This is a genomic window from Streptomyces sp. NPDC016459 (genome assembly GCF_040632845.1).
GTDB lineage: Bacteria > Actinomycetota > Actinomycetes > Streptomycetales > Streptomycetaceae > Streptomyces.
On record NZ_JBEYCR010000004.1, the window covers coordinates 73,682 to 93,886 of the forward strand.

The following is a 20,205-nucleotide window of genomic DNA, read 5'->3' on the forward strand; positions in this document are numbered from 1 at the left end:
AGTTCTTGGAGTGCGCCCGTGCGCTATCGATCGACGCGATCGTGCCGCCGGGGACGAACCTCTAGCAGCCGGACGGGGCCTGGCACCCGCCGGCCCTCACCGACCTCGCGGTGCGGTGACGGCCGCTGGAGGAGCGGGCGACGGGGTGAGGCGCGCGGTTCCGCACCGGAGGGGCCGCCTCCGTTGCCTCCCGGCGGGGCCGCTTCCACGGTTCCCCGTGTGCCGTGCCCGTAGACGCTCCCCGGCGCCTCAGTGGCGGGTGTACAGGCCCGGGACGCCCAGGTCCGAGAGGCCGTCGAGGACCAGGTCGACGCCGACCGCCGCGAGCAGCAGGCGGCCGAGGAGCTCGATCGTGGCGTGGTGGGTGCGGCGCAGGACCCGGGTGAGGAGCAGCACGCAGAACACGTCGAGGGCGATGACGGACACGTACGCGCCGACGACCGTGAAGCGCCGGCTGAAGGAGTCGCGGGCCGCCGCCTCGATGAGTACGGCGGCGGTCATGGCGAGTGAAGGCGTTCACTCCTGAATCATGGTGCGGTCGGGTGATTTCTCCCGTTTTTGCGGTCGCCGCCCGCGCGGTGTCGAGAACGGGCCCCCGGCTCCGACTGTCCTGCGAGAGGCAGTGACGCACAAGAGGAGGACGTCATGAAGTATCTGGTGATGGTGCAGGGCGCGGAGGCCGACTACGAGGCCATGGTGGGCCGCCCCGCCCCGAGCAGTCCGGCCTGGAGCAAGGCGGACCTCACGGCGATGTTCGACCACATGAACGCGCTCAACGAGGAGCTGTCGGCGTCCGGCGAGATGATCGACGGCCAGGGCCTCGCCGCCCCGTCCACGACCCGGTTCGTGACGCTCGACGGGAACGGCGAACCGCTGGTCACGGACGGCCCGTACGCGGAGACCAAGGAGGTCATCGCGGGCTACTGGGTCCTGGACTGCGCCTCGCTCGAGCGCGTGACGGAGATCGCCGCCCGGGTCGCCCGCTGCCCGCAGCCGGCCGGGGCACCGGAGTACCCGGTGGTCATCCGCCCGATCGACGAGACGGGACCGAGGCAGGACTGACGGGTCGGACCGGGTCGCCCCTGACGGGTCGGGCCAGGGCGTCCCCGACAGGTGGGAGCGGGTCGCCCTGACGGGTGCGGAGCGGTCCGTCAGTGCATCCCGTGCGGGCCGCCCGTCGGGTGGGGGCGGCCCCGGGGGATGAGGAACGGGGACGCGAGGGCGGCGACGGCCGCCGCCCCGGTGCAGAGGGCGAACGCGGTCGTGAGGCCGTCCGGGGCGGGGGCCGTGGCGCCCAGGGCGACGCTGGAGACGACGGCCACACCGACGGAGCCGCCCAGCTCGTGGAACGTGTTCACGATGCCGGACGCGCGACCCGCCTCGTGCGGCGTGATCAGGCCGAGGGCCGTCGTCGTCGCCGTGACGAAGACCGCGCCGAGGCCGAGCGCCGCCGTCGCGAGGGCCGGCAGGAGTGTGGTCCAGGGGCCGGAGTCCGGGCTCAGGAGCGCGACCGGCAGACAGCCGAGGGCCGCGACCGCCATGCCTCCCGTCGCGCAGGCGCGTGGACCGGCCGTCGCCACCAGGCGCGAGCCCAGGTGGGCGCCGACGGCCGTGGTGAGCGCCACCGGGAGGAACAGGAGACCCGTGCGGAGGGCGTCGAAGCCGTGGACGTGCTGGAGCCGCATCGAGCCCAGGAAGAAGAACGAGATCAGGAGCGCCGTCGCCACCAGCATGAGGAACGAGCCCGCGACGACCGGTCGCCGGGTGAGCATCCGTAGGTCCATCAGCGGGGTACGGCTCCTCCGCTCGACCGCCGCGAAGACTCCGTAGAGGGCGAACGCGCCGAACAGGGGCGTGAGGGACGCGGCGGACGTCCAGCCGGAGCCGCCCGCCCGGACGAGGCCGTAGACAAGTGCGCCGGTCGCGGCCGTGACGAGGAGGGCCCCCGGGACGTCGAGTCCGCCCGTGCCCCGCTTCGCCCTTGTCGCGGGTGCCGGGGGTGACGCCGACGCCAGGGGTGACGCGGGTGCCAGGTGTGCCGGGGGTGACGCGGGTGCCGGGGCTACGGCCTCCGGCAGTGCGAGCAGCAGCGCGACACCCACGGGGACGTTCACGTAGAAGATCCACGGCCAGCCCGGTCCCGCCGTGAGGGCGCCGCCGAGGAGGACCCCGACCGCAGAGCCCGTGCCGCCGATGGCCGCCCAGGCGCCCAGGGCCTTGGGCCGCTCGCTCCCGTGGAACAGGGTGGTGACCAGGGCGAGCGCCGCCGGGGAGAGGAGTGCGGCGCCGACGCCCTGCGCGACGCGGCCGCCGAGAAGGACGGTGGCGTTCGGCGCCAGGCCGCAGGCCAAAGACGCGGCGGTGAACAGGGCGAGGCCGGTGAGGAGGACGCGGCGTGCGCCGAGGGCGTCGGCGAGCCGGCCGCCGAGCAGCATGAGCCCGCCGAAGCAGAGGGTGTACGCGGTGACGACCCAGGTCAGGGCAGTGCGGTCGAGGTCGAGGTCGTTCGCGAGGGCGGGCAGGGCGACGTTCACGACGGTCACGTCCAGGACCAGCATGAACTGGGCCGCGCAGATCAGGGCGAGGGCGGTCCAGCGGCGCGGGTCGCGGGGTGGCGGGACGTCGGGACGGGGTGCGGTGGTGGGTTCTGTGGTGGGCTCGGGAGTGGGCATATCTGAACTGTACGGTCCAGTTCAGTTGAACTCAAGAGTACAGTTCCATGGGTAGGCTGCGGGTATGGACGACCAGCCCGCCAAGCCCGCCCCCACCGGTGCCCGCGCCGCCCGCAAACGGCAGGCCGTCATGCGGGCCGCCCGCGACCTCTTCCTCCGCGAGGGATTCGGCGTGGGCATGGACGCCATCGCCGCCGAGGCCGGCGTCTCCAAGGTGACCGTCTACAACCACTTCGGCAGCAAGGAAGCCCTTTTCACCGCCGTGGTCGCGGGCGCGATCGACGAGCCCCTGACCGGCGGCGGGACGGACGGCGGGGCGCGCGGTGGGGCGGGGGGCGGGCCCGACCTCGCGCGGCTCGTCGAGGCCGAGGGGCCCGACGGACTCAAGGCCGCCCTGATGGACGCCGGCCGCGCCTGGGGCGGGGCCGTACGCGCCGACGCCGAAGGCCGCGCGCTGCGCACCCTCGTCGCCACCGAACTCCCCCGCTTCCCCGAGCTGGGCCACGCCTGGCGGGCGCACGGCCCCGTCGGCCACCACCCCGACGTCGCGGACGCCCTGCGCGCCCTCGCCGACCGGGGCCGCCTCGACATCCCAGACCTGGAAATCGCCGTCCTCCAGCTCTACTCGCTGCTGGTCTTCCCGCACATGGTCTTCGAGCAGTACGGGACGGAGCTCACCGAGGAGCTGAGCGAGCGGCTGGTCGTCGACGGGGTGGAGATGTTCCTCCGCCGCTACGCCCCCGCGCCCTGAACGCAGCCGGGCCGAGGTCGGGATGGCTCTCCGTTTCGATGCCACGAGCTTAAACGGATCGATATCCGTTTAACGAGAGGAGCCGGTATGCTCAGTACGACGAACGACCGGGAATGACCGGGAATGACCGGGAATGACCGGTGGCGACCGGAGCGGGGGATACGGGCCGACCCGTACGAACGGCAGAGGAGCCGACAGATGAGCACGGAGAACCCGCAGGCCGCCGACGCGACGGCGCCGCCCTTCGGCCTGCTGCCCACCGTCGGCGCCCCCGTCCCCGAGCGCGCCGACGCGGCCCGCAACCGGCGCAAGATCCTCGACGCCGCCGCCCGGATCGTCGCCGAGGACGGCCCCGACGCCGTCACCATGAACCAGGTCGCCCACGCAAGCGGCATCGGCGTCGGCACCGTCTACCGCCGCTTCGGCGATGTGTCCCAGCTCCTGTGGGCGCTCCTCGACGACCGCGAGCGCCGGTTCCAGGAGGCGTACATGAGCGGGCCGCCGCCCCTGGGCCCCGGCGCGCCGGCCGCCGAGCGGCTCGACGCCTTCCTCGACGCCCTCGTCGACCGGGTCGGCGAGCAGCGCGAGATCCTGCTCGCCGCGCACTCCGCCGCGCCGCGCGGGCGTTACCTCAGCGGCGCGTACCGGGTGATGCACACGCATGTGGCCCTGCTCATCGGACGGCTCCTGCCCGGGTCCGACAGCGCGCTCCTCGCCCATCTGGCGCTCGCGCCGTTCTCCCCGGACCTCATGCACCACCTGTCGGTCGACCAGGAGCTGTCGGCGGATCGCCTGAAGGCGGGCGTACGGGAGCTGCTCCGGCTGCGCGCCTGAAGCCGGACCCGAAGACAGTCCGGCTGCGCGCCTGAGCCAGACCCGAAGACAGGGGGATACGGGACGGGCTACCGCCCCGGCGGGACGGGCTACCGCTCCCTACGGGACGGGCTACCGCTCCCCCAGCGCCTCCAGCCCGTCCAGCACCCTCTCAAGCCCGAAGCGGTACGCGTGTTCCGCGTCGTACAGGCCGTCGTACGCGACCGCCGCCGCCTCCCCCACCCGCGCCGCCAGCGGGAACCGGGTCCCGTCGAGGACCCGGGTGAGCAGGGGCTCGTGGGCGTCCCACCACTCCCCGTCGGACATCGCGCTCTCGCGCGCCACGGCCCGCGCGTCCAGTTCCGCCCGCGCCCCGGACTGCACGAAGCCGAGGACGTACGTCAGGGCCGAGTCCCGGGACACGTCGTCGAGCCCGAGCCCCTCGAAGGCGCCGAGTTCGTATTCGTACTTGGTCATCACTCCGGGCCCCAACGGAGCCCGTACGATGCGGAGTTCGACCAGCCAGGGGTGGCGCAGGTGCAGTGCCCGGTTCGCGTCGGCGACCGCCGTGAGCCGGGTGCGCCAGGGTTCTCCGGGGCGGAACGGCGGCCGGTCCATGCGCAGGAAGACGGCGTCGAGCATGAGGTCGAGGAGCTCGGCCTTGCCGGGGACGTAGGTGTAGAGCGTCATCGGGGTCACACCCAGGTGCTGCGCCACCGCCCGCATGGTCAGCGCGTCGAGTCCGCCGTCGTCCGCGAGGGCGAGGGCGGCGTCGACGACCGCGTCGACGGTGAGGCCCTGCCGGGGGCCCCGGCGCCCCGCGGGGGCGGCCGAGCCGTCGCGCCACAGGAGTTCCAGGGTGCGCGCCGGATCGCCCGCGCCGCTGCTGTTCTTCCCCTTCGCCGCCGCCATGTCGTTCTGTTCCGTTCCGTTTGAATTCCCTGATCGCCGCAGGTCAGAGCCGATCCCACTTATTTTATACGTTGTATAGAGTACCCTTCCCGGGCAAGCAGGCAGACCATCGGAGGGCGCACGCATGAACCACCCCGTCGCAGCGGACAGCCACCACGTCATCCAGGTCCGCGGGGCCCGTGAGAACAACCTCAGGAACGTCGACGTCGACCTCCCCAAGCGCCGCCTCACCGTCTTCACCGGAGTCTCCGGCTCCGGGAAGTCCTCCCTCGTCTTCGGCACCATCGCCGCCGAGTCGCAGCGCCTCATCAACGAGACCTACAGCGCCTTCCTCCAGTCCTTCATGCCCTCCCTCGCCCGCCCCGACGTGGACGGACTGCACAACCTGAGCGCGGCGATCGTCGTCGACCAGGAGCGGATGGGCGCCAACTCCCGCTCCACCGTCGGCACCGCCACCGACGCGTACACGATGCTGCGGATCGTCTTCAGCCGCCTCGGCACCCCGCACGTCGGCACCTCCGGCGCCTTCAGCTTCAACCTGCCCGAGGGCATGTGCCCGCGCTGCGAGGGCGCGGGCGAGATCTCGGACATCGACATCGACGAGCTCGTCGACCGGTCGAAGTCCCTCAACGAGGGCGCGATCACCGTCCCCAACTTCGCCGTGGACTCCTGGTACTGGCGGATCATGGCCGAGTCCGGCTTCTACGACGCCGACAAGAAGCTCGCGGACTTCACCGAGCAGGAGTGGGAGGACTTCCTCCACAAGCCGTCCTGCAAGGTGAAGGTCGGCAGCAACACCTTCACCTACGAAGGCCTGGTTCCGAAGGTCCAGCGGCTCTTCCTCGCCAAGGACCGGGAGTCGCTCCAGGCCCACATCAAGGCCTTCGTCGACCGGGCGGTCGGCTTCCGCACCTGCCCCGAGTGCGAGGGCGCCCGGCTCACCCGGGCCGCGCTGTCCTCCCGTATCGACGGGGTGAACATCGCCGAGTGCTCCGCGATGCAGATCAGCGACCTCGCCGCGTTCGTCCGCCGGATCGACGACCCCTCCGTCGCCCCGCTCCTCGCCGGTCTGCGCGAGCTGCTCGACTCGCTCGTCGAGATCGGCCTCGGCTACCTCTCCCTCGACCGGTCCTCCGGCACGCTCTCCGGCGGCGAGGCCCAGCGCGTGAAGATGGTCCGCCATCTCGGCTCTCCGCTCACCGACGTCACGTACGTCTTCGACGAGCCGACCACCGGACTGCACCCGCACGACGTCCGGCGAATGAACGACCTCCTCCTGCGGCTGCGCGACAAGGGCAACACCGTCCTCGTCGTCGAGCACAAGCCCGAGGTCATCGAGATCGCCGACCACGTCGTGGACCTCGGGCCCAGGGCCGGGGCCGCCGGCGGCGAGATCTGCTACAGCGGGAACGTGCCGGGGCTCCGCACCTCCGGCACCCTCACCGGCGACCACCTCGCGCACCGGGCGAAACTCCGGACGGAGGTACGGACCCCCACCGGCGCCCTCGCGATCACCGGCGCCACCCAGCACAACCTCAAGGACGTGAGCGTCGACATCCCGACCGGCGTCCTCACCGTGGTCACGGGCGTGGCCGGCTCCGGCAAGTCCTCCCTCATCCACGGCAACCTGCCGGGCCGCGACGGGGTCGTCGTCGCCGACCAGTCCCCCATCCGCGGTTCGCGCCGCTCGAACCCGGCGACGTACACCGGGCTCCTCGGACCGATCCGTACGGCCTTCGCCAAGGCCAACGGCGTCAAGCCGGCCCTCTTCAGCGCCAACTCGGAAGGCGCCTGCCCGCGCTGCAGCGGTCTCGGGCTCGTCTACACCGACCTGGCCATCGCGGCCGGGGTGGCCTCGGTCTGCGAGGAGTGCGAGGGCAAGCGGTTCACCCCCGAGGTCCTCACCTACCGGCTGAACGGCAAGAACATCCACGAGGTCCTGTCCCTGTCGATCGAGGAGGCGTACGACTTCTTCACGACGAAGAGCCAGGCCCGCACGATCCTCGGCCGCCTCCAGGACGTCGGCCTCGGCTACCTCCGTCTCGGCCAGCCCCTCAACACCCTCTCCGGCGGCGAGCGCCAACGCCTCAAGCTCGCCATCCACATGGCGGAGAAGGGCGCCGTCTACGTCCTCGACGAGCCGACCACCGGCCTCCACCTCGCCGACGTCGACAAGCTCCTCGCCCTCCTCGACCGTCTCGTCGAGGCGGGCAACACGGTCGTCGTCATCGAGCACCACCAGGCCGTCATGGCCCACGCCGACTGGCTGATCGACCTCGGCCCCGGCGCCGGCCACGACGGCGGGCACATCGTCTTCGAGGGCACCCCGGCCGAACTGGTCGAGAAGAGTGACACGCTGACGGCACGTCATCTGCGGGAGTACGTGGGCGGCTGACCGCCCTTCGGACGCCGGTGGACGGAGCCGGTGACCGCCCGCAGGATCGTGCCATGACCACGTATCTGATCCTGCACGGCTACCAGAACCACCGCCCGCCCGGTCACTGGCAGCACTGGCTCGCCGGGGAGCTGCGGGCGCGGGGGCACGAGGTGCGGTATCCGCAGCTGCCCGCGCCCGACGCGCCCGTCCTGGAGGAGTGGCTCGCGGCCCTCGGGGAGCACGCGGACCGTCCGGCCGAGGGGGAGTTCGTCGTCCTCGCGCACAGCCTGTCCGTGCTGCTGTGGCTGCGGGCCGGTGCGCGCAGGCCGGCCGCCGACCGGGTGCTGCTCGTCGCGCCGCCGTCGCCGCCGGTGACGGCTTCGATCCCCGGGATCGCCGCCTTCGCCGACGGGCTCGACCTGACGGAGACGGGCCTCGGGGCCCGGCTCGTGTACGCGGACGACGACCCGTACTGCCCCGAGGGCGCCGACCTGCACTACGGCGTCCCGCTCGGCCTCGACGTGGACCACGTGCCCGGGGGCGGGCACCTCAATCCCGACTGGGGGTACGGGGAGTGGGCGTCGCTCCTGGAGTGGTGCGAGGACCCCGCGGTACGGATCAAGGGCCGGTAGGGCGCGCGGGGCACCCCGGGGATCGGGACCCGCGAGCACCTCCTGGACGCCGTCGACCGCTTCGCGAAGGGGTGAACCCACCGGGCGGGCGGCTCGCGGCGGCGGGATGATCGGGGGATGAGCCCCGAGATCCATCTCGCCCAGCACCCGGAGGCCGACGCGCTGCTCGGCCGGTCCCCGCTCGCCGCGCTCGTCGGCATGCTCCTCGACCAGCAGGTCCCGATGGAGTGGGCCTTCTCCGGCCCGTACACCATCGCCACCCGGCTCGGCGCGGACGACCTCGACGCGCACGCCATCGCCGCCCGGGACCCGGAGGAGTTCGCCGCGCTGCTCTCCGAGAAGCCCGCCGTGCACCGCTACCCGGGGTCGATGGCGCAGCGGGTGCAGCAGCTGTGCCGGTTCCTCGTCGAGGAGTACGGGGGCGACGCCGAGGCCGTCTGGGCGGACGCGGCGACCGGGCGGGAGCTGCTGGCGCGGCTCCAGGCGCTGCCCGGCTTCGGCAAGCAGAAGGCGCAGATCTTCCTGGCGCTGCTCGGGAAGCGGTACGGGGTGCGGCCCACGGGCTGGCGGGAGGCGGCGGGGCCGTACGGCGAGCAGGGCGCGTACCGCTCGGCCGCCGACATCACGGGGCCGGAGTCCCTCGCGAAGGTGCGGGCCCACAAGCAGGAGATGAAGGCGGCGGCGAAGGCCGCGAAAGCCGCCAAGGAGCCCAAAAGCACCGAGAATTAGCAACTCCAGATTGCAATCCTGCTTAATGTGACAGGAATTGTGGAGAAGGTGTTCACAGAAGGCACCGCAGATCGCTAACTTCCCCTCAACCTCGTCCGTAACGGGAAGGACTTCTGTGAACGCTACCCAGCGCCGAGCCGCGGCCATTCTGGCCGCCGCCGCCCTCGCCACCCCGATGGTCCTCGCCTCCCCCGCCACCGCGGGGCAGGACCCCACGGCCGCACCCGCCCGCGATGCCGCCAAGCTGGCGAAGAAGCTGGTCCGCGAAACCTCCGCGCAGGACGCCTACAAGCACCTGCAGAAGTTCCAGGCGATAGCCGACTCGGCCGGCGGCCACCGCGCCGCCGGTTCGCTCGGCCACGACGCCTCGGCCGCGTACGTGTACACGCAGCTCAAGAAGGCCGGCTACAACGTCTCGTACCAGCGGTTCGACTTCGAGTACACGGAGACCCTCGCCGAGAAGGCTTCCGTCGTCTCGCCCGCGCCCCGGGCCTTCGACATCAAGGCGATGACGTACACCAAGTCCACCCCGGTCGGCGGCCTCACCGCGGGCCTCGTGGCCGTGCCCGTGGACGCCGACGGCACCACCGGCTGCGAGCCGGGCGACTTCGCCTCCGGCACCTTCACCGGCAAGATCGCGCTGATCAAGCGCGGCGGCTGCGCCTTCGCGGTCAAGCAGCAGAACGCCGCCACGGCCGGCGCCGCCGCCGCCGTCATCTACAACAACGCCGCCGGCGTCCTCTCCGGCACCCTCGGCGACGCCACCGCCGGCAGGATACCGACCGGCGGCATCACCCTGGCCGAGGGCGAGAAGCTCGCCGCCGACCTCGCCAAGGGCCCGGTCACGCTCTCCGTGGAGATCCGCCAGCTCCAGCAGATCCGCTCCACCAACAACGTCATCGCGGAGACCAAGGGCGGCAACGCCGCCAACACCGTGATGCTCGGCTCGCACCTCGACTCCGTCACCGCCGGCCCCGGCATCAACGACAACGGCTCCGGCTCCGCCGGTCTCCTCCAGACCGCCCTGGAGCTCGCCAAGACGAAGGACAAGGTCCGCAACAAGGTCCGCTTCGCCTGGTGGTCGGCCGAGGAGAACGGCCTCCTCGGCTCCGAGCACTACGTCAAGAACCTCACCGCGCTCGACAAGAGCGAGATCAAGCTCTACCTCAACTTCGACATGATCGCCTCGCCGAACTACGGCCTGTTCGTCTACGACGGCGACAACTCGGACAACGTCGGCGAGGGCGCGGGCCCCGAGGGCTCCGCCCAGCTGGAGCGGGACATCACCGACTTCATGGACAGGCGCGGAGTCCCGCACGAGGGCACCGACTTCACCGGCCGCTCCGACTACGGCCCGTTCATCGAGGTCGGCATCCCCTCCGGCGGCACCTTCACCGGCGCCGAGGGCATCAAGACAGCCGGCCAGGCCGCCAAGTTCGGCGGCACGGCGGGCGTCGCGTACGACGTGAACTACCACGCCAAGGGCGACGACATCAACAACATCAACATGACGGCCTTCGACGTCAACACCGACGTCATCGCCAACGCCGTGGGCACCTACGCCCACGACATCTCCTCGCTGCGCAAGCCGGTCGTCTCCGTCCCGACCGAGGGCGACGCGGGCAGCGGCGGCGGCCTGCACGACGACCACCACGAGGTGACCGAGTAGTCACCTCCGCCGGCGGGCGGTCCCGAAGATCGAGCGGCTGATCTCCCGGCCCAGCTGGGTGCCGATCGACCGGGCCAGGGACGTGAAGATCCCGCTGCCCGCCACCTGTTCGACCGGCGAGGGCTCCTCCTTCCTTCGAGGAGCCCTCGCCGCCTGCCCGGACCCGGCAGCCTCCTTCGCCGCCGCGGCCTCCAGCGCCGCCGCCTCCGCCGCCCGCTGCTCGGCCGTCAGCCTCTCGTACGCCGACTCCCGGTCCACCGCCTCCGCGTATCGGCCGTGGAGCGGCGAGGCCTGCGCGGCCGCGTCCAGGACCGCCGCGTCGACGGGGCCCATCAGCGACTCCGGCGCCCGCAGCCGCGTCGCCGCCACCGGCGTCGGGGCGCCCCTCTCGCTCAGTACGGTCACCACCGCCTCGCCCGTACCGAGGCCCGTGAGGACCTCCTCCAGGTCGTACGGCGAGTTCGGAAAGGTCCGTACGGTCGCCTTCAGGGCCTTCGCGTCGTCCGGGGTGAAGGCGCGCAGCGCGTGCTGCACCCGGTTGCCGAGCTGGGCGAGCACGTCCGAGGGGACGTCCTTCGGCGTCTGCGTCACGAAGAAGACCCCCACCCCCTTCGAGCGGATCAGCCGCACGGTCCGGGTGATCGACTCCAGGAACGCCTTCGACGCCCCGTCGAAGAGCAGATGCGCCTCGTCGAAGAAGAAGACCAGCTTCGGCTTCTCCAGGTCGCCGACCTCCGGCAGGTCGTGGAAGAGGTCCGCCAGCAGCCACATCAGGAACGTCGAGAAGAGCTGCGGTTTGTCCTGCACCGACGGCAGCTCCAGGACCGAGACGATCCCGCGCCCGTCCGCCGCCGTCCGAAGCAACTCGGCCGTGTCGAACTCCGGCTCCCCGAAGAACCCGGCCGCGCCCTGCTGCTCGAAGGCCGTCAGCGCCCGCAGGATCACCCCGGCCGTCACCGTCGAGAGCCCGCCGATCCCCTTGAGCTCGGCCTTCCCGGTGTCCGAGACGAGGAAGGCCACCACCGCCCGCAGGTCCTTGAGGTCGACCAGCTCCAGACCCTTGGCGTCGGCGTAGTGGAAGATCAGGCCGAGCGACTGCTCCTGCGTCCGGTTGAGCTGGAGCACCTTGGACAGCAGCACGGGGCCGAAGCTGGTCACGGTCGCGCGGACCGGGATGCCGGGGCCGGCGCCTCCGAGCCCGTAGAACTCGCAGGGGAAGCCCTTGGCCACCCAGCTCTGCCCGACCTGGGCGGCCCGCTCCCTCACCTTCGCGCCGGAGCCGGTGGCCCCGCCGGGTGCGTCGCCGAGTGCGTCGCCGGGTGCCGAGATGCCGGAGACGTCGCCCTTGATGTCGGCGAGGAAGACCGGCACCCCGTGCGAGGACAGTTGCTCGGCGATCAACTGGAGCGTCTTCGTCTTGCCGGTGCCCGTCGCGCCGGCCACCAGGCCGTGGCGGTTGAGGACGGGCAGCGGGATGCGGATCGGCGCGTCCGGGTGACAGACGCCGTCCCAGAGCAGGGCCCCCAGATCGAGTGCGGCTCCCTCGAAGGCGTACCCGGCGGCGATCTCGGCGGCCGGCCCGGTGAGGGCGGGCGGGGCTGCCGGGGTGGTCGGGGCCGCGGGGGCGGTCGGGGCGGCGAGGCCGGGCGGAGTGGCCGGGGCCGCGGAGGCGGTCGGGGTGCTCCGGGATGGCGGCTCGTTCTGCTCGCTCACGCTCATGACGGCACCCCGATTTCGCTTATGTCACGGTTCGCACCAGCATCCCACCGTCCTCGCCTGGCTGCGCCGGGAGCCGCTCGCCCGGTAGGCTTTCCGTGTGATCTTCAAGCGCATCGGAAACGGAAAGCCGTATCCCGACCACGGCCGGGAAAGCACCCGGCAGTGGGCGGACGTCGCCCCGCGCCCGGTCCGCCTCGATCAGCTGGTCACCACCAAGGGCCAGCTGGACCTGGAGACGCTGCTCGCCGAGGACTCCACGTTCTACGGCGACCTCTTCGCGCACGTCGTGAAGTGGCAGGGCGATCTCTACCTCGAGGACGGACTGCACCGCGCCGTCCGCGCGGCGCTCCAGCAGCGCCAGGTGCTGCACGCCCGCGTCCTGGAAATGGACTGACCCGGCGGCCGACCGGCCCCCCTCCCACTGACCCTTTCGGAGTCAGTTCACCCCCATCCGGACGCGATCACATGATCATCAAGTAGGCATCGCCGACGGGCGGCATTACGCTGCGTTCATGAGCATGCTCACTCCCCCAGGAATGGGCGGAAAGTACCGCATCACGGGGGATGTCTACCCGCGCATGCGCCGCCCCCACCGCCGACGCAGGATCGTCCTCGCGTCCGCCGCCGCCGTGGTCGTGCTGGGCGCGGCCGGCTGGGGCACGCTCCAGCTCGTCGACGTCTTCTCCGGCGACGGCACCAAGAAGACGACCGCCGGAAAGCAGACCGACTGCAAACCCGTCGTCAGGGCGACCGCCCCACCCGCCGTCGCCCTTCCCAAGCCCGCCCAGATCACGGTCAACGTCTACAACGCGACCCCGCGCAGCGGTCTCGCCAAGACGACCGCGGACGAGCTCAAGAAGCGCGGCTTCAAGATCGGCAAGGTGGGGAACGCGCCCACCGCCTACGACAAGAAGGTCCCCGGAGCCGGCCTGCTGCTCGGCGCCACGACCGCCGCCAAGGGCGCCTTCCCCGTCCTCGGCACCCAGCTCAAGGGCGCCACGACCAGGACGGACACCCGGGCCACGGCGGACGTGGACCTGATCATCGGGACCGCGTTCAAGACGCTGTCCCCGAAAGCGACGGCGGACGCGGCCCTGGTCGCCCTGACCAAGCCCGCGCCCGTACCGGTCGGGAAGTGCTGAGGAACTACTCGGCCGAGCCGTACATGCGGTCGCCCGCGTCACCCAGGCCCGGGACGATGTAGCCGTGCTCGTTGAGGCGCTCGTCGACCGAGGCCGTCACGACGGTGACCGGCGTGCCCGCGAGCTCCCGCTCCATGACCTCGACGCCCTCCGGGGCGGCGAGGAGCACGACCGCGGTCACGTCGTCCGCGCCACGCTTGATGAGTTCCTGGATCGCCGCGACCAGCGTGCCGCCGGTCGCCAGCATCGGGTCCAGGACGTACACCTGGCGGCCCGAGAGGTCCTCCGGCATCCGCGTGGCGTAGGTCGACGCCTCCAGCGTCTCCTCGTTGCGGATCATGCCGAGGAAGCCGACCTCGGCCGTCGGGAGCAGCCGGACCATGCCGTCGAGCATGCCGAGCCCGGCGCGCAGGATCGGCACCACCAGCGGACGCGGGTACGACAGCTTGACGCCGGTCGTGGGCGTGACGGGGGTCTCGATGTCGACCCGCTCGGTCCGGACGTCCCTGGTGGCCTCGTAGGCGAGCAGGGTGACCAGCTCGTCGGCGAGCCGACGGAAGGTCGCGGAGTCCGTGCGCCTGTCGCGCAGCGTGGTGAGTTTGTGGGCGACCAGCGGGTGATCGACGACGTGGAGACGCATGACTCAACAGTAGCCCGCCCCGCACTGGCATCGACCCACGTCACCGGGGGAAGGTGGTGACACGGGGGGAGACACGGGGTCCCAGCGACGGGGTGGAGTGCCGATGCCCGACCTGGAAGGACCGGCCGAGCGGGCCGCCGAGAGGGCGCCCAGGAAGCCGGCGCACGAGACGGACGCGGAGCGCCGCAGGCGCCGCGCCCAGTTCCTTCGCGAGCTGAACGAGGCCAAGGCGCTGCGCGAGCGCGTCCAGCCGAGACGGGCGCGGGCCGCCCGGATGCGCCAGGCCATGCGGATGCGCACCTTCCGCTGGTGAGGCCCCCGAAGCCCGGCGAGCATCCGGCCCCGGCACGGACGACACCCCCGGCGTGTTCCGCTGTGCGCCCCCCACGCGCGCCGGGGTCGTACGCCCGCCCGATCGCGGGGTCGTTCAGACTGATGCACGACGCAAGAGCCGAAGACCTCTCCTGTGGGCGTCGTTTCTGTCACGATGCCGATTGGGCGGGGCAGCAGCAGGGCGCCGCCGGATCGTCACACCTCTGATCAGTGGGAGAGAGTCAGGTGTACTTCGCCGCACTGCTCGCGCGCACCGAAAACGGGTGGGAAGCGAGCGACACGGAGCTCGACGACGTGGAGACCCTGTCGGATCTGACCGAGCTGGCCCGCGAGGCCTCGGACGACGACACGGTGATCGTCTTCATCGAGCAGGAGGACGCGTGGTTCGGGATCGTACGGATCGAGGGTGAGGAAGACCCTCGTATCTACGTCTCCGACGGCGCCGCCGCCGCCCGTTCCTCGTACGGGGAGATCCTCACCCGGGAGATCCTCGGTGACGACGACCTGGACGACATCGTCGACGAGCTCGAGTCGCTGGACCTGGACGGTACGGAGGACGGGGAGCCGCTCGACGACATCCCGGACGACATCGAGGACACCGGAGTCGCCGCGGAGGTCGTGCCGGCCGCCCCGGTGGGCGACCGGCTGATCCTGGCCGACCTCGGCATGCCGCCGGCCGACCTGATGGCGCTGGAGAGCGACGCCCTCGCGGAGATCGCGGACGCCCTGGGCGCGGCCGAGGTCCTGGAGGCCGTCCGCTAGTGACATCCGCGGTACCTGTTCCCCATCCCGTGCGGGACCCGTGGCGAGACGCCATGCGGATCGCCCTCGCCGAGGCCGACGCGGCCACGCCGGCCGGTGACGTACCGGTCGGCGCGGTCGTGCTCGCCCCCGACGGCTCGGTGCTCTCCCGCGCGCACAACGAGCGGGAGGCGACCGGTGACCCCACCGCGCACGCCGAGGTGCTCGCCCTGCGCAGGGCCGCAGGGGCGACCGGCGCGTGGCGCCTGACGGGGTGCACGCTGGTCGTGACCCTGGAGCCGTGTGTGATGTGCGCGGGCGCGCTCGTCCAGTCGCGGGTCGAGCGGGTGGTGTTCGGCGCCCTGGACGAGAAGGCGGGCGCCGCCGGCTCGCTCTGGGACCTCGTACGGGACCGCAGGCTCAACCACCGCCCCGAGGTGATCCACGGCGTGCTCGGCGAGGAGTGTGCGGAGCAGTTGACGGCCTTCTTCCGCGGCCGCTGACCCCGGCTCCGACCTGCGCCTGGATACGGATTTCATCGCAGCCGCAGTTTCGGCTAAGCTCTCTCTCGGTAGCGTGTCCGAGCGGCCGAAGGAGCTCGCCTCGAAAGCGAGTGTGGCGCAAGTCACCGAGGGTTCAAATCCCTCCGCTACCGCTTCGATCGAAGGCCCGGTGCGTCAGCACCGGGCCCTTCGGCGTATCCCGGACCCGCAAGGGATGTCCCGTACGCCAAAGGCCCCGTTACGCGCGCGTGGCGCGGACGGGGCCTTCTCCGTAGGACGGGGGGAGCGGCACCGGGGGGACAAGCCGCTCCCCCCGATGAGAACCGGTCCTCCAGTCCTGCGCCGCGTTCGGGGGGAAGCTCGCGGCGCGGACCCCGCAGTGCGGGCCGGTTCCTCGAGCCCTTCGGATTCCTGCCAGATCCTCCCGGGCTCGACATCCATACTGCTCGCCCCCCACCCTTCCGGGGGGCGGCAAAAGGCCTCGATCTCCGGGCCCTTGGTCCATAAGGGCTCGGTTAGAGTGGCGCGGTCGTACGGCGGGGGAACTGGGGAGGGCTGGGCAGTGGTGCAAGCGAAGAAGGTCGTGCTGTACGCGGTCTCCGTGTTTGTGCTGTACACGATCGTCACGTCTCCGGAGAGGGCCGCCGATCTCGTGCAGGTAGGGTTCGAGGGCATTGCCGGGGCCGCCCAGGGAGTCGGCCAGTTCATGACCGAACTCATCAATTAGGAGTCCCGCGTGATCCGCCACCTGGTCCTCTTCAAGCTCAACGAGGGCGTGACCCGTGACGAGCCGCGTGTCGTCGCGGGTGTCGAGGCGTTCCGCGCGCTCGGCGGGCAGATCCCGGAGCTGGCGTTCTGGGAGTGCGACTGGAACATCACGGACCGTCCGATCGCGTACGACTTCGCGATCAACTCGGCCGTCGAGGACACGGACGCGCTCCAGCGGTACCTGGAGCACCCGGCGCACCAGGCGGGTGTCGCCCAGTGGCGCGAGTTCGCGACCTGGGTGATCGCGGACTACGCCTTCTAGTCGGCTTCGTCCGGAGCCCCCTGTCGTCGAGGCGGGGGGCTTTTTCGGTGCCCTTTCCGGTGCGTGACCTCCCCTTTTTCCACCCTCATGCCCTCAACACGTCATTATGCGGTGCTTGCACACAGTGGACATGTCTTGTGATGCTATGACCGCTTTTGACGGATGAGTTGACCGTAGTTGACCCAGTCGACCAGCAAGACCAGCCAAAGGGGTGGCGTGAACGTGCCGGCCAGTACAGCACCTCAAGTCCCGCCCCAGCACGAGGCAGGCGGCGCGGAGACCCCGCGCACCCGCCCCCAGAGCACCCGTGGCGCCGACACCCGCGCCCTCACCCAGGTGCTCTTCGGGCAGCTCAAGAACCTGGAACCGGGCACTCCGGAGCACCACCGGGTGCGCGGCGCCCTCATCGAGGCCAACCTGCCGCTCGTGCGGTACGCGGCGGCCCGGTTCCGCTCCCGGAACGAGCCGATGGAGGACGTCGTCCAGGTCGGCACGATCGGTCTGATCAACGCCATCGACCGTTTCGACCCCGACCGGGGCGTGCAGTTCCCCACCTTCGCCATGCCGACGGTCGTCGGGGAGATCAAGCGGTACTTCCGCGACAACGTCCGCACCGTGCACGTCCCGCGCCGGCTGCACGAACTCTGGGTCCAGGTGAACGGCGCCACCGAGGACCTGACGACCGCCCACGGCCGCTCCCCCACCACCGCCGAGATCGCCGAACGGCTGCGGATCGGCGAGGACGAGGTGCTCGCCTGCATCGAGGCGGGACGCTCGTACCACGCCACCTCCCTCGAGGCCGCACAGGAGGGCGACGGGCTGCCCGGACTGCTCGACCGGCTCGGTTACGAGGATCCCGCCCTCGCCGGGGTCGAGCACCGCGATCTCGTCCGGCATCTCCTCGTACAACTGCCCGAACGGGAGCAGCGGATCCTGATGCTGCGCTACTACAGCAATCTGACGCAGTCCCAGATCAGCCAGGAACTCGGCGTCTCCCAGATGCATGTGTCAAGGCTCCTCGCCCGCAGCTTCGCACGTTTGAGATCCGCAAACAGGATCGAGGCGTAGCTGGAACGGGTAGACCGGTTCGGAGCAGTTCCCACGCGTCCCAAATGCCGTACACCCCTTCTTTCCTGCGGAAATGCACCTTCGACTTGTCGACAAGTCACTACAGCGTGTTGCCGACATGTGACATTCTGCAGGAACCGAGTTTGCCGCAGCCCCGCCGCCGGTATTCAGGTGGAAGCTGCGTTCCTCAGATGGTCGCGGCCACCGCGACCGTCCGCGACCTCAAGGGGGTGGCATGTCCACAGAACTGGGCAGCTCGAAGGTGCTCACGCTCACGCCCGTTCCCGTGCCCACGCAGACGACGGCGTCGACCGCGGCCGACAGCGCGGAGACCGCGCCGCCGCCGATGGTCGTCACGTCGGGAGCCCTCGACACCCGCACCCTCTCCCGCTCCCTCTTCCTGCGGCTGCGCGCCCTCGACACCGAAGGCGCCGCCACCGACAGCCCGGAGCGGACCTACGTCCGCGACACCCTCATCGAGCTCAACCTCCCCCTCGTGCGGTACGCGGCGGCCCGCTTCCGCTCGCGGAACGAGCCGATGGAGGACATCGTCCAGGTCGGCACCATCGGCCTGATCAAGGCGATCGACCGCTTCGACTGCGAACGGGGCGTGGAGTTCCCGACGTTCGCGATGCCGACGGTCGTCGGTGAGATCAAGCGCTTCTTCCGCGACACCTCCTGGTCGGTGCGGGTCCCGCGCCGCCTCCAGGAGCTGCGTCTCGCCCTCACCAAGGCCAGCGACGACCTCGCGCAGAAGCTCGACCGCTCGCCCACCGTGCCCGAACTCGCCGCCGTGCTCGGCGTGTCGGAGGAGGACGTCGTCGACGGCCTCGCCGTCGGCAACGCCTACACGGCCTCCTCGCTCGACTCCCCCTCGCCCGAGGACGACGGCGGCGAGGGCTCGCTCGCGGACCGCCTCGGCTACGAGGACACGGCCCTGGAAGGCGTCGAGTACCGCGAGTCGCTCAAGCCGCTGCTCGCCAAACTGCCGCCCAGGGAGCGGCAGATCATCATGCTGCGCTTCTTCGCCAACATGACCCAGTCGCAGATCGGCGAAGAGGTCGGCATCTCCCAGATGCATGTCTCGCGGCTGCTCACCCGCACGCTCGCCCAGCTGCGCGAGGGGCTCATCGGGGAGTGACCCCGCCGACGGCCTCCGTCGGACGACCCCGCTTCTGCGTGCCGCCAGTCACACCGGTGGAATGAGGCGAAGGAAGCCGGGACTCGTGACGGCGGCGCTCTGCCTCGGCGGGGCGCCGACCGCCTGTGGCGGCGGAGGGCACGGCGAGGGGTACGCGGCGGTCGGCGCCTTCCGCTGCCCGCGCCGGTCGCGGCCGGAGCGGCGCGGTCCCGGACGTACACCGCCCGCGTGGACTCCTGGCGGAAGCCGCTCGGCATACGGATCGACGCCCGGCAGATCACCCTTCAGCCGGCGGTGACGGTCCTCTGAGATTCGCAGGAGAAGGGTGGGCCGGGTCCGGCGCCCCCCCGTCGAAGAAGGGTGGGCCGGGTCCGGCGCCCCCCCCCGTCGAAGAAGGGTGGGCCGGGTCCGCGTGGCGCGGACCCGGCCCACCCGGAGCGTGTGGAGCGGTCAGCCAAGCGCCAGCCAGGCGACCGCCGCCAGGACGACGATCACCGCGACCACGCCGACGATCAGACCGACCCGCGGGCCGCCCGAGGTCGCCGCGGCCTGCGGCTGCCGCTGCTGCGGAGCGCCCTCGTCGACGAAGGCGCGGAACATCTGCGTGTTGCCGGCGGGGTCGTAACCCTCGGGGCTCTGCCCCTGGGGGCCCTGGCCCTGGCCGTACGGTGCTTGGGGGTTGTGTGCCATGGGCCAGGACCCTAGCGAAGTCGGGGTGGGGGGCCCAAGCCCGCGGTCCGCTTCCGGCCCCAGATCCCGTCCCACCGCCCTCCCCGCCCGCCTTTGCCGATTCTTTAGCGCCGTTTGACCGATTTAGTTTGCCTGGAGCAACCATCCATCTCTATGGTTGCCCTAAGCAACAACATGCTGGGAGGGTCCGATGGACCGTGGCAATCGGTACGAGAACCTCGCCCGCCAGGTGAGCGCCATCGGAGCGGTGAAGCGCGGACTCGCGCGGACCCTGCCGGCCGAGTGCCCCAGCGGATCCGCGATCGTCCTCGCCCTGCTCAACCACCACGGCGACATGCGCATGAGCCGCGTGGCCGAGCTGATGGCCGTCGACATGTCCGTCAGCAGCCGTCACGTGGCCCACACCGTGGACCGCGGATGGGTCGAGCGACTGCCCGACCCGGCCGACAGGCGCTCCCGCATCCTGCACCTGACCCGGGCGGGCGAAGACATGCTCACCGTCCTCGACCGACGGCTGACCGACATGCTCGCCCGCACCCTCGTGGAGTGGTCCGACGACGACGTCGCCCTGCTCACCACCCTGCTCGCCCGGCTCCGCGATTCCTTCGGGAACTGCCGGGCGCACCACGCTTGAGAACGAAGG

General features: G+C 71.3%; 23 protein-coding genes and 1 tRNA gene. 18 read left to right on the forward strand and 6 right to left on the reverse strand.

Features of this window, described 5'->3' with window-relative positions:
* Positions 1 to 249: 249 nt before the first annotated feature.
* Positions 250 to 501: a hypothetical protein gene (locus ABZ567_RS12810; protein WP_360787817.1), complete on the reverse strand. Its 252-nt coding sequence runs from the start codon at positions 499 to 501 to the stop codon at positions 250 to 252.
* Between the two features lie 144 nt (positions 502 to 645).
* On the opposite strand from ABZ567_RS12810, the gene ABZ567_RS12815 reads away from it, so the two are divergent.
* Positions 646 to 1,062 carry a YciI family protein gene (locus tag ABZ567_RS12815; protein ID WP_360787820.1) on the forward strand — a complete coding sequence of 139 codons (417 nt, stop codon included), beginning with the start codon at positions 646 to 648 and terminating at the stop codon, positions 1,060 to 1,062.
* A gap of 89 nt (positions 1,063 to 1,151) precedes the next feature.
* Here ABZ567_RS12815 and ABZ567_RS12820 read toward each other — a convergent pair whose 3' ends face one another.
* Positions 1,152 to 2,672, reverse strand: coding sequence for an MFS transporter (locus ABZ567_RS12820; RefSeq protein ID WP_360787823.1), 1,521 nt, complete (start codon positions 2,670 to 2,672; stop codon positions 1,152 to 1,154).
* 64 nt (positions 2,673 to 2,736) lie between these two features.
* Between ABZ567_RS12820 and ABZ567_RS12825 the strand changes: the two genes are divergently transcribed.
* Positions 2,737 to 3,423 carry a TetR/AcrR family transcriptional regulator gene (locus ABZ567_RS12825; protein ID WP_360787825.1) on the forward strand — a complete coding sequence of 229 codons (687 nt, stop codon included), beginning with the start codon at positions 2,737 to 2,739 and terminating at the stop codon, positions 3,421 to 3,423.
* 198 nt (positions 3,424 to 3,621) lie between these two features.
* Positions 3,622 to 4,257, forward strand: a complete 636-nt coding sequence (locus ABZ567_RS12830; RefSeq protein ID WP_360787828.1) for a TetR/AcrR family transcriptional regulator — start codon at positions 3,622 to 3,624, stop codon at positions 4,255 to 4,257.
* Between the two features lie 111 nt (positions 4,258 to 4,368).
* On the opposite strand, the gene ABZ567_RS12835 is transcribed toward ABZ567_RS12830, so the two are convergent.
* A complete protein-coding gene (locus tag ABZ567_RS12835; protein WP_360787831.1) occupies positions 4,369 to 5,148 on the reverse strand; it encodes a TetR/AcrR family transcriptional regulator C-terminal domain-containing protein in 780 nt (259 codons plus the stop codon).
* A gap of 124 nt (positions 5,149 to 5,272) precedes the next feature.
* Between ABZ567_RS12835 and ABZ567_RS12840 the strand changes: the two genes are divergently transcribed.
* The 4 genes from ABZ567_RS12840 (at position 5,273) to ABZ567_RS12855 (ending at position 10,555) form a co-directional block, all read left to right on the forward strand.
* The gene (locus ABZ567_RS12840; RefSeq protein WP_360787834.1) at positions 5,273 to 7,543 is read left to right on the forward strand and encodes an excinuclease ABC subunit UvrA; all 2,271 of its coding nucleotides are present in this window, start codon (positions 5,273 to 5,275) and stop codon (positions 7,541 to 7,543) included.
* A gap of 53 nt (positions 7,544 to 7,596) precedes the next feature.
* Entirely contained in the window at positions 7,597 to 8,157 is a 561-nt protein-coding gene (locus ABZ567_RS12845; RefSeq protein WP_360787837.1) for an alpha/beta hydrolase, read from the forward strand.
* Positions 8,158 to 8,274: 117 nt separating this feature from the next.
* Positions 8,275 to 8,886 (forward strand): HhH-GPD-type base excision DNA repair protein, encoded by a 612-nt coding sequence (locus ABZ567_RS12850; RefSeq protein WP_360787839.1) that lies wholly within the window; start codon positions 8,275 to 8,277, stop codon positions 8,884 to 8,886.
* Positions 8,887 to 9,061: 175 nt separating this feature from the next.
* Entirely contained in the window at positions 9,062 to 10,555 is a 1,494-nt protein-coding gene (locus tag ABZ567_RS12855; RefSeq protein ID WP_360788800.1) for a M28 family metallopeptidase, read from the forward strand.
* On the opposite strand, the gene ABZ567_RS12860 is transcribed toward ABZ567_RS12855, so the two are convergent.
* Positions 10,556 to 12,274, reverse strand: coding sequence for a helicase HerA-like domain-containing protein (locus ABZ567_RS12860; RefSeq protein WP_360787842.1), 1,719 nt, complete (start codon positions 12,272 to 12,274; stop codon positions 10,556 to 10,558).
* A 97-nt stretch (positions 12,275 to 12,371) separates the two neighbouring features.
* Here ABZ567_RS12860 and ABZ567_RS12865 point away from each other — a divergent pair, with 97 nt between their 5' ends.
* Together ABZ567_RS12865 and ABZ567_RS12870 are read left to right on the forward strand one after the other, a co-directional pair.
* The gene (locus ABZ567_RS12865) at positions 12,372 to 12,668 is read left to right on the forward strand and encodes a type II toxin-antitoxin system VapB family antitoxin (protein WP_015034993.1); all 297 of its coding nucleotides are present in this window, start codon (positions 12,372 to 12,374) and stop codon (positions 12,666 to 12,668) included.
* A 118-nt stretch (positions 12,669 to 12,786) separates the two neighbouring features.
* Positions 12,787 to 13,416, forward strand: a complete 630-nt coding sequence (locus tag ABZ567_RS12870) for a LytR C-terminal domain-containing protein (RefSeq protein WP_360787846.1) — start codon at positions 12,787 to 12,789, stop codon at positions 13,414 to 13,416.
* Between the two features lie 4 nt (positions 13,417 to 13,420).
* On the opposite strand, the gene upp is transcribed toward ABZ567_RS12870, so the two are convergent.
* Complete coding sequence (gene upp / locus ABZ567_RS12875) at positions 13,421 to 14,056, reverse strand: uracil phosphoribosyltransferase (RefSeq protein WP_360787849.1); 636 nt, start codon at positions 14,054 to 14,056, stop codon at positions 13,421 to 13,423.
* Positions 14,057 to 14,159: 103 nt separating this feature from the next.
* On the opposite strand from upp, the gene ABZ567_RS12880 reads away from it, so the two are divergent.
* The 8 genes from ABZ567_RS12880 to ABZ567_RS12915 all read left to right on the forward strand — a co-directional run bounded on the left by ABZ567_RS12880 (position 14,160) and on the right by ABZ567_RS12915 (position 18,872).
* Entirely contained in the window at positions 14,160 to 14,369 is a 210-nt protein-coding gene (locus ABZ567_RS12880) for a hypothetical protein (RefSeq protein ID WP_360787852.1), read from the forward strand.
* Between the two features lie 245 nt (positions 14,370 to 14,614).
* Positions 14,615 to 15,151: a hypothetical protein gene (locus tag ABZ567_RS12885; RefSeq protein ID WP_360787854.1), complete on the forward strand. Its 537-nt coding sequence runs from the start codon at positions 14,615 to 14,617 to the stop codon at positions 15,149 to 15,151.
* A 53-nt stretch (positions 15,152 to 15,204) separates the two neighbouring features.
* Positions 15,205 to 15,633: a tRNA adenosine(34) deaminase TadA gene (tadA, locus tag ABZ567_RS12890; protein ID WP_360787857.1), complete on the forward strand. Its 429-nt coding sequence runs from the start codon at positions 15,205 to 15,207 to the stop codon at positions 15,631 to 15,633.
* Between the two features lie 67 nt (positions 15,634 to 15,700).
* Positions 15,701 to 15,785 (forward strand) — tRNA-Ser (locus tag ABZ567_RS12895).
* 410 nt (positions 15,786 to 16,195) lie between these two features.
* Positions 16,196 to 16,360, forward strand: a complete 165-nt coding sequence (locus ABZ567_RS12900) for a hypothetical protein (protein WP_360787859.1) — start codon at positions 16,196 to 16,198, stop codon at positions 16,358 to 16,360.
* A gap of 9 nt (positions 16,361 to 16,369) precedes the next feature.
* Positions 16,370 to 16,663: a Dabb family protein gene (locus ABZ567_RS12905; RefSeq protein WP_360787862.1), complete on the forward strand. Its 294-nt coding sequence runs from the start codon at positions 16,370 to 16,372 to the stop codon at positions 16,661 to 16,663.
* 222 nt (positions 16,664 to 16,885) lie between these two features.
* Positions 16,886 to 17,731 carry an RNA polymerase sigma factor SigF gene (locus ABZ567_RS12910; protein WP_266894342.1) on the forward strand — a complete coding sequence of 282 codons (846 nt, stop codon included), beginning with the start codon at positions 16,886 to 16,888 and terminating at the stop codon, positions 17,729 to 17,731.
* 235 nt (positions 17,732 to 17,966) lie between these two features.
* A complete protein-coding gene (locus tag ABZ567_RS12915; protein WP_360787865.1) occupies positions 17,967 to 18,872 on the forward strand; it encodes an RNA polymerase sigma factor SigF in 906 nt (301 codons plus the stop codon).
* 450 nt (positions 18,873 to 19,322) lie between these two features.
* Here the strand turns inward: ABZ567_RS12915 and ABZ567_RS12920 are convergent, their stop codons facing one another.
* Positions 19,323 to 19,562, reverse strand: a complete 240-nt coding sequence (locus ABZ567_RS12920) for a hypothetical protein (protein WP_360787867.1) — start codon at positions 19,560 to 19,562, stop codon at positions 19,323 to 19,325.
* Between the two features lie 190 nt (positions 19,563 to 19,752).
* Here ABZ567_RS12920 and ABZ567_RS12925 point away from each other — a divergent pair, with 190 nt between their 5' ends.
* Positions 19,753 to 20,196: a MarR family winged helix-turn-helix transcriptional regulator gene (locus ABZ567_RS12925; protein WP_360787870.1), complete on the forward strand. Its 444-nt coding sequence runs from the start codon at positions 19,753 to 19,755 to the stop codon at positions 20,194 to 20,196.
* Positions 20,197 to 20,205: the final 9 nt, after the last annotated feature.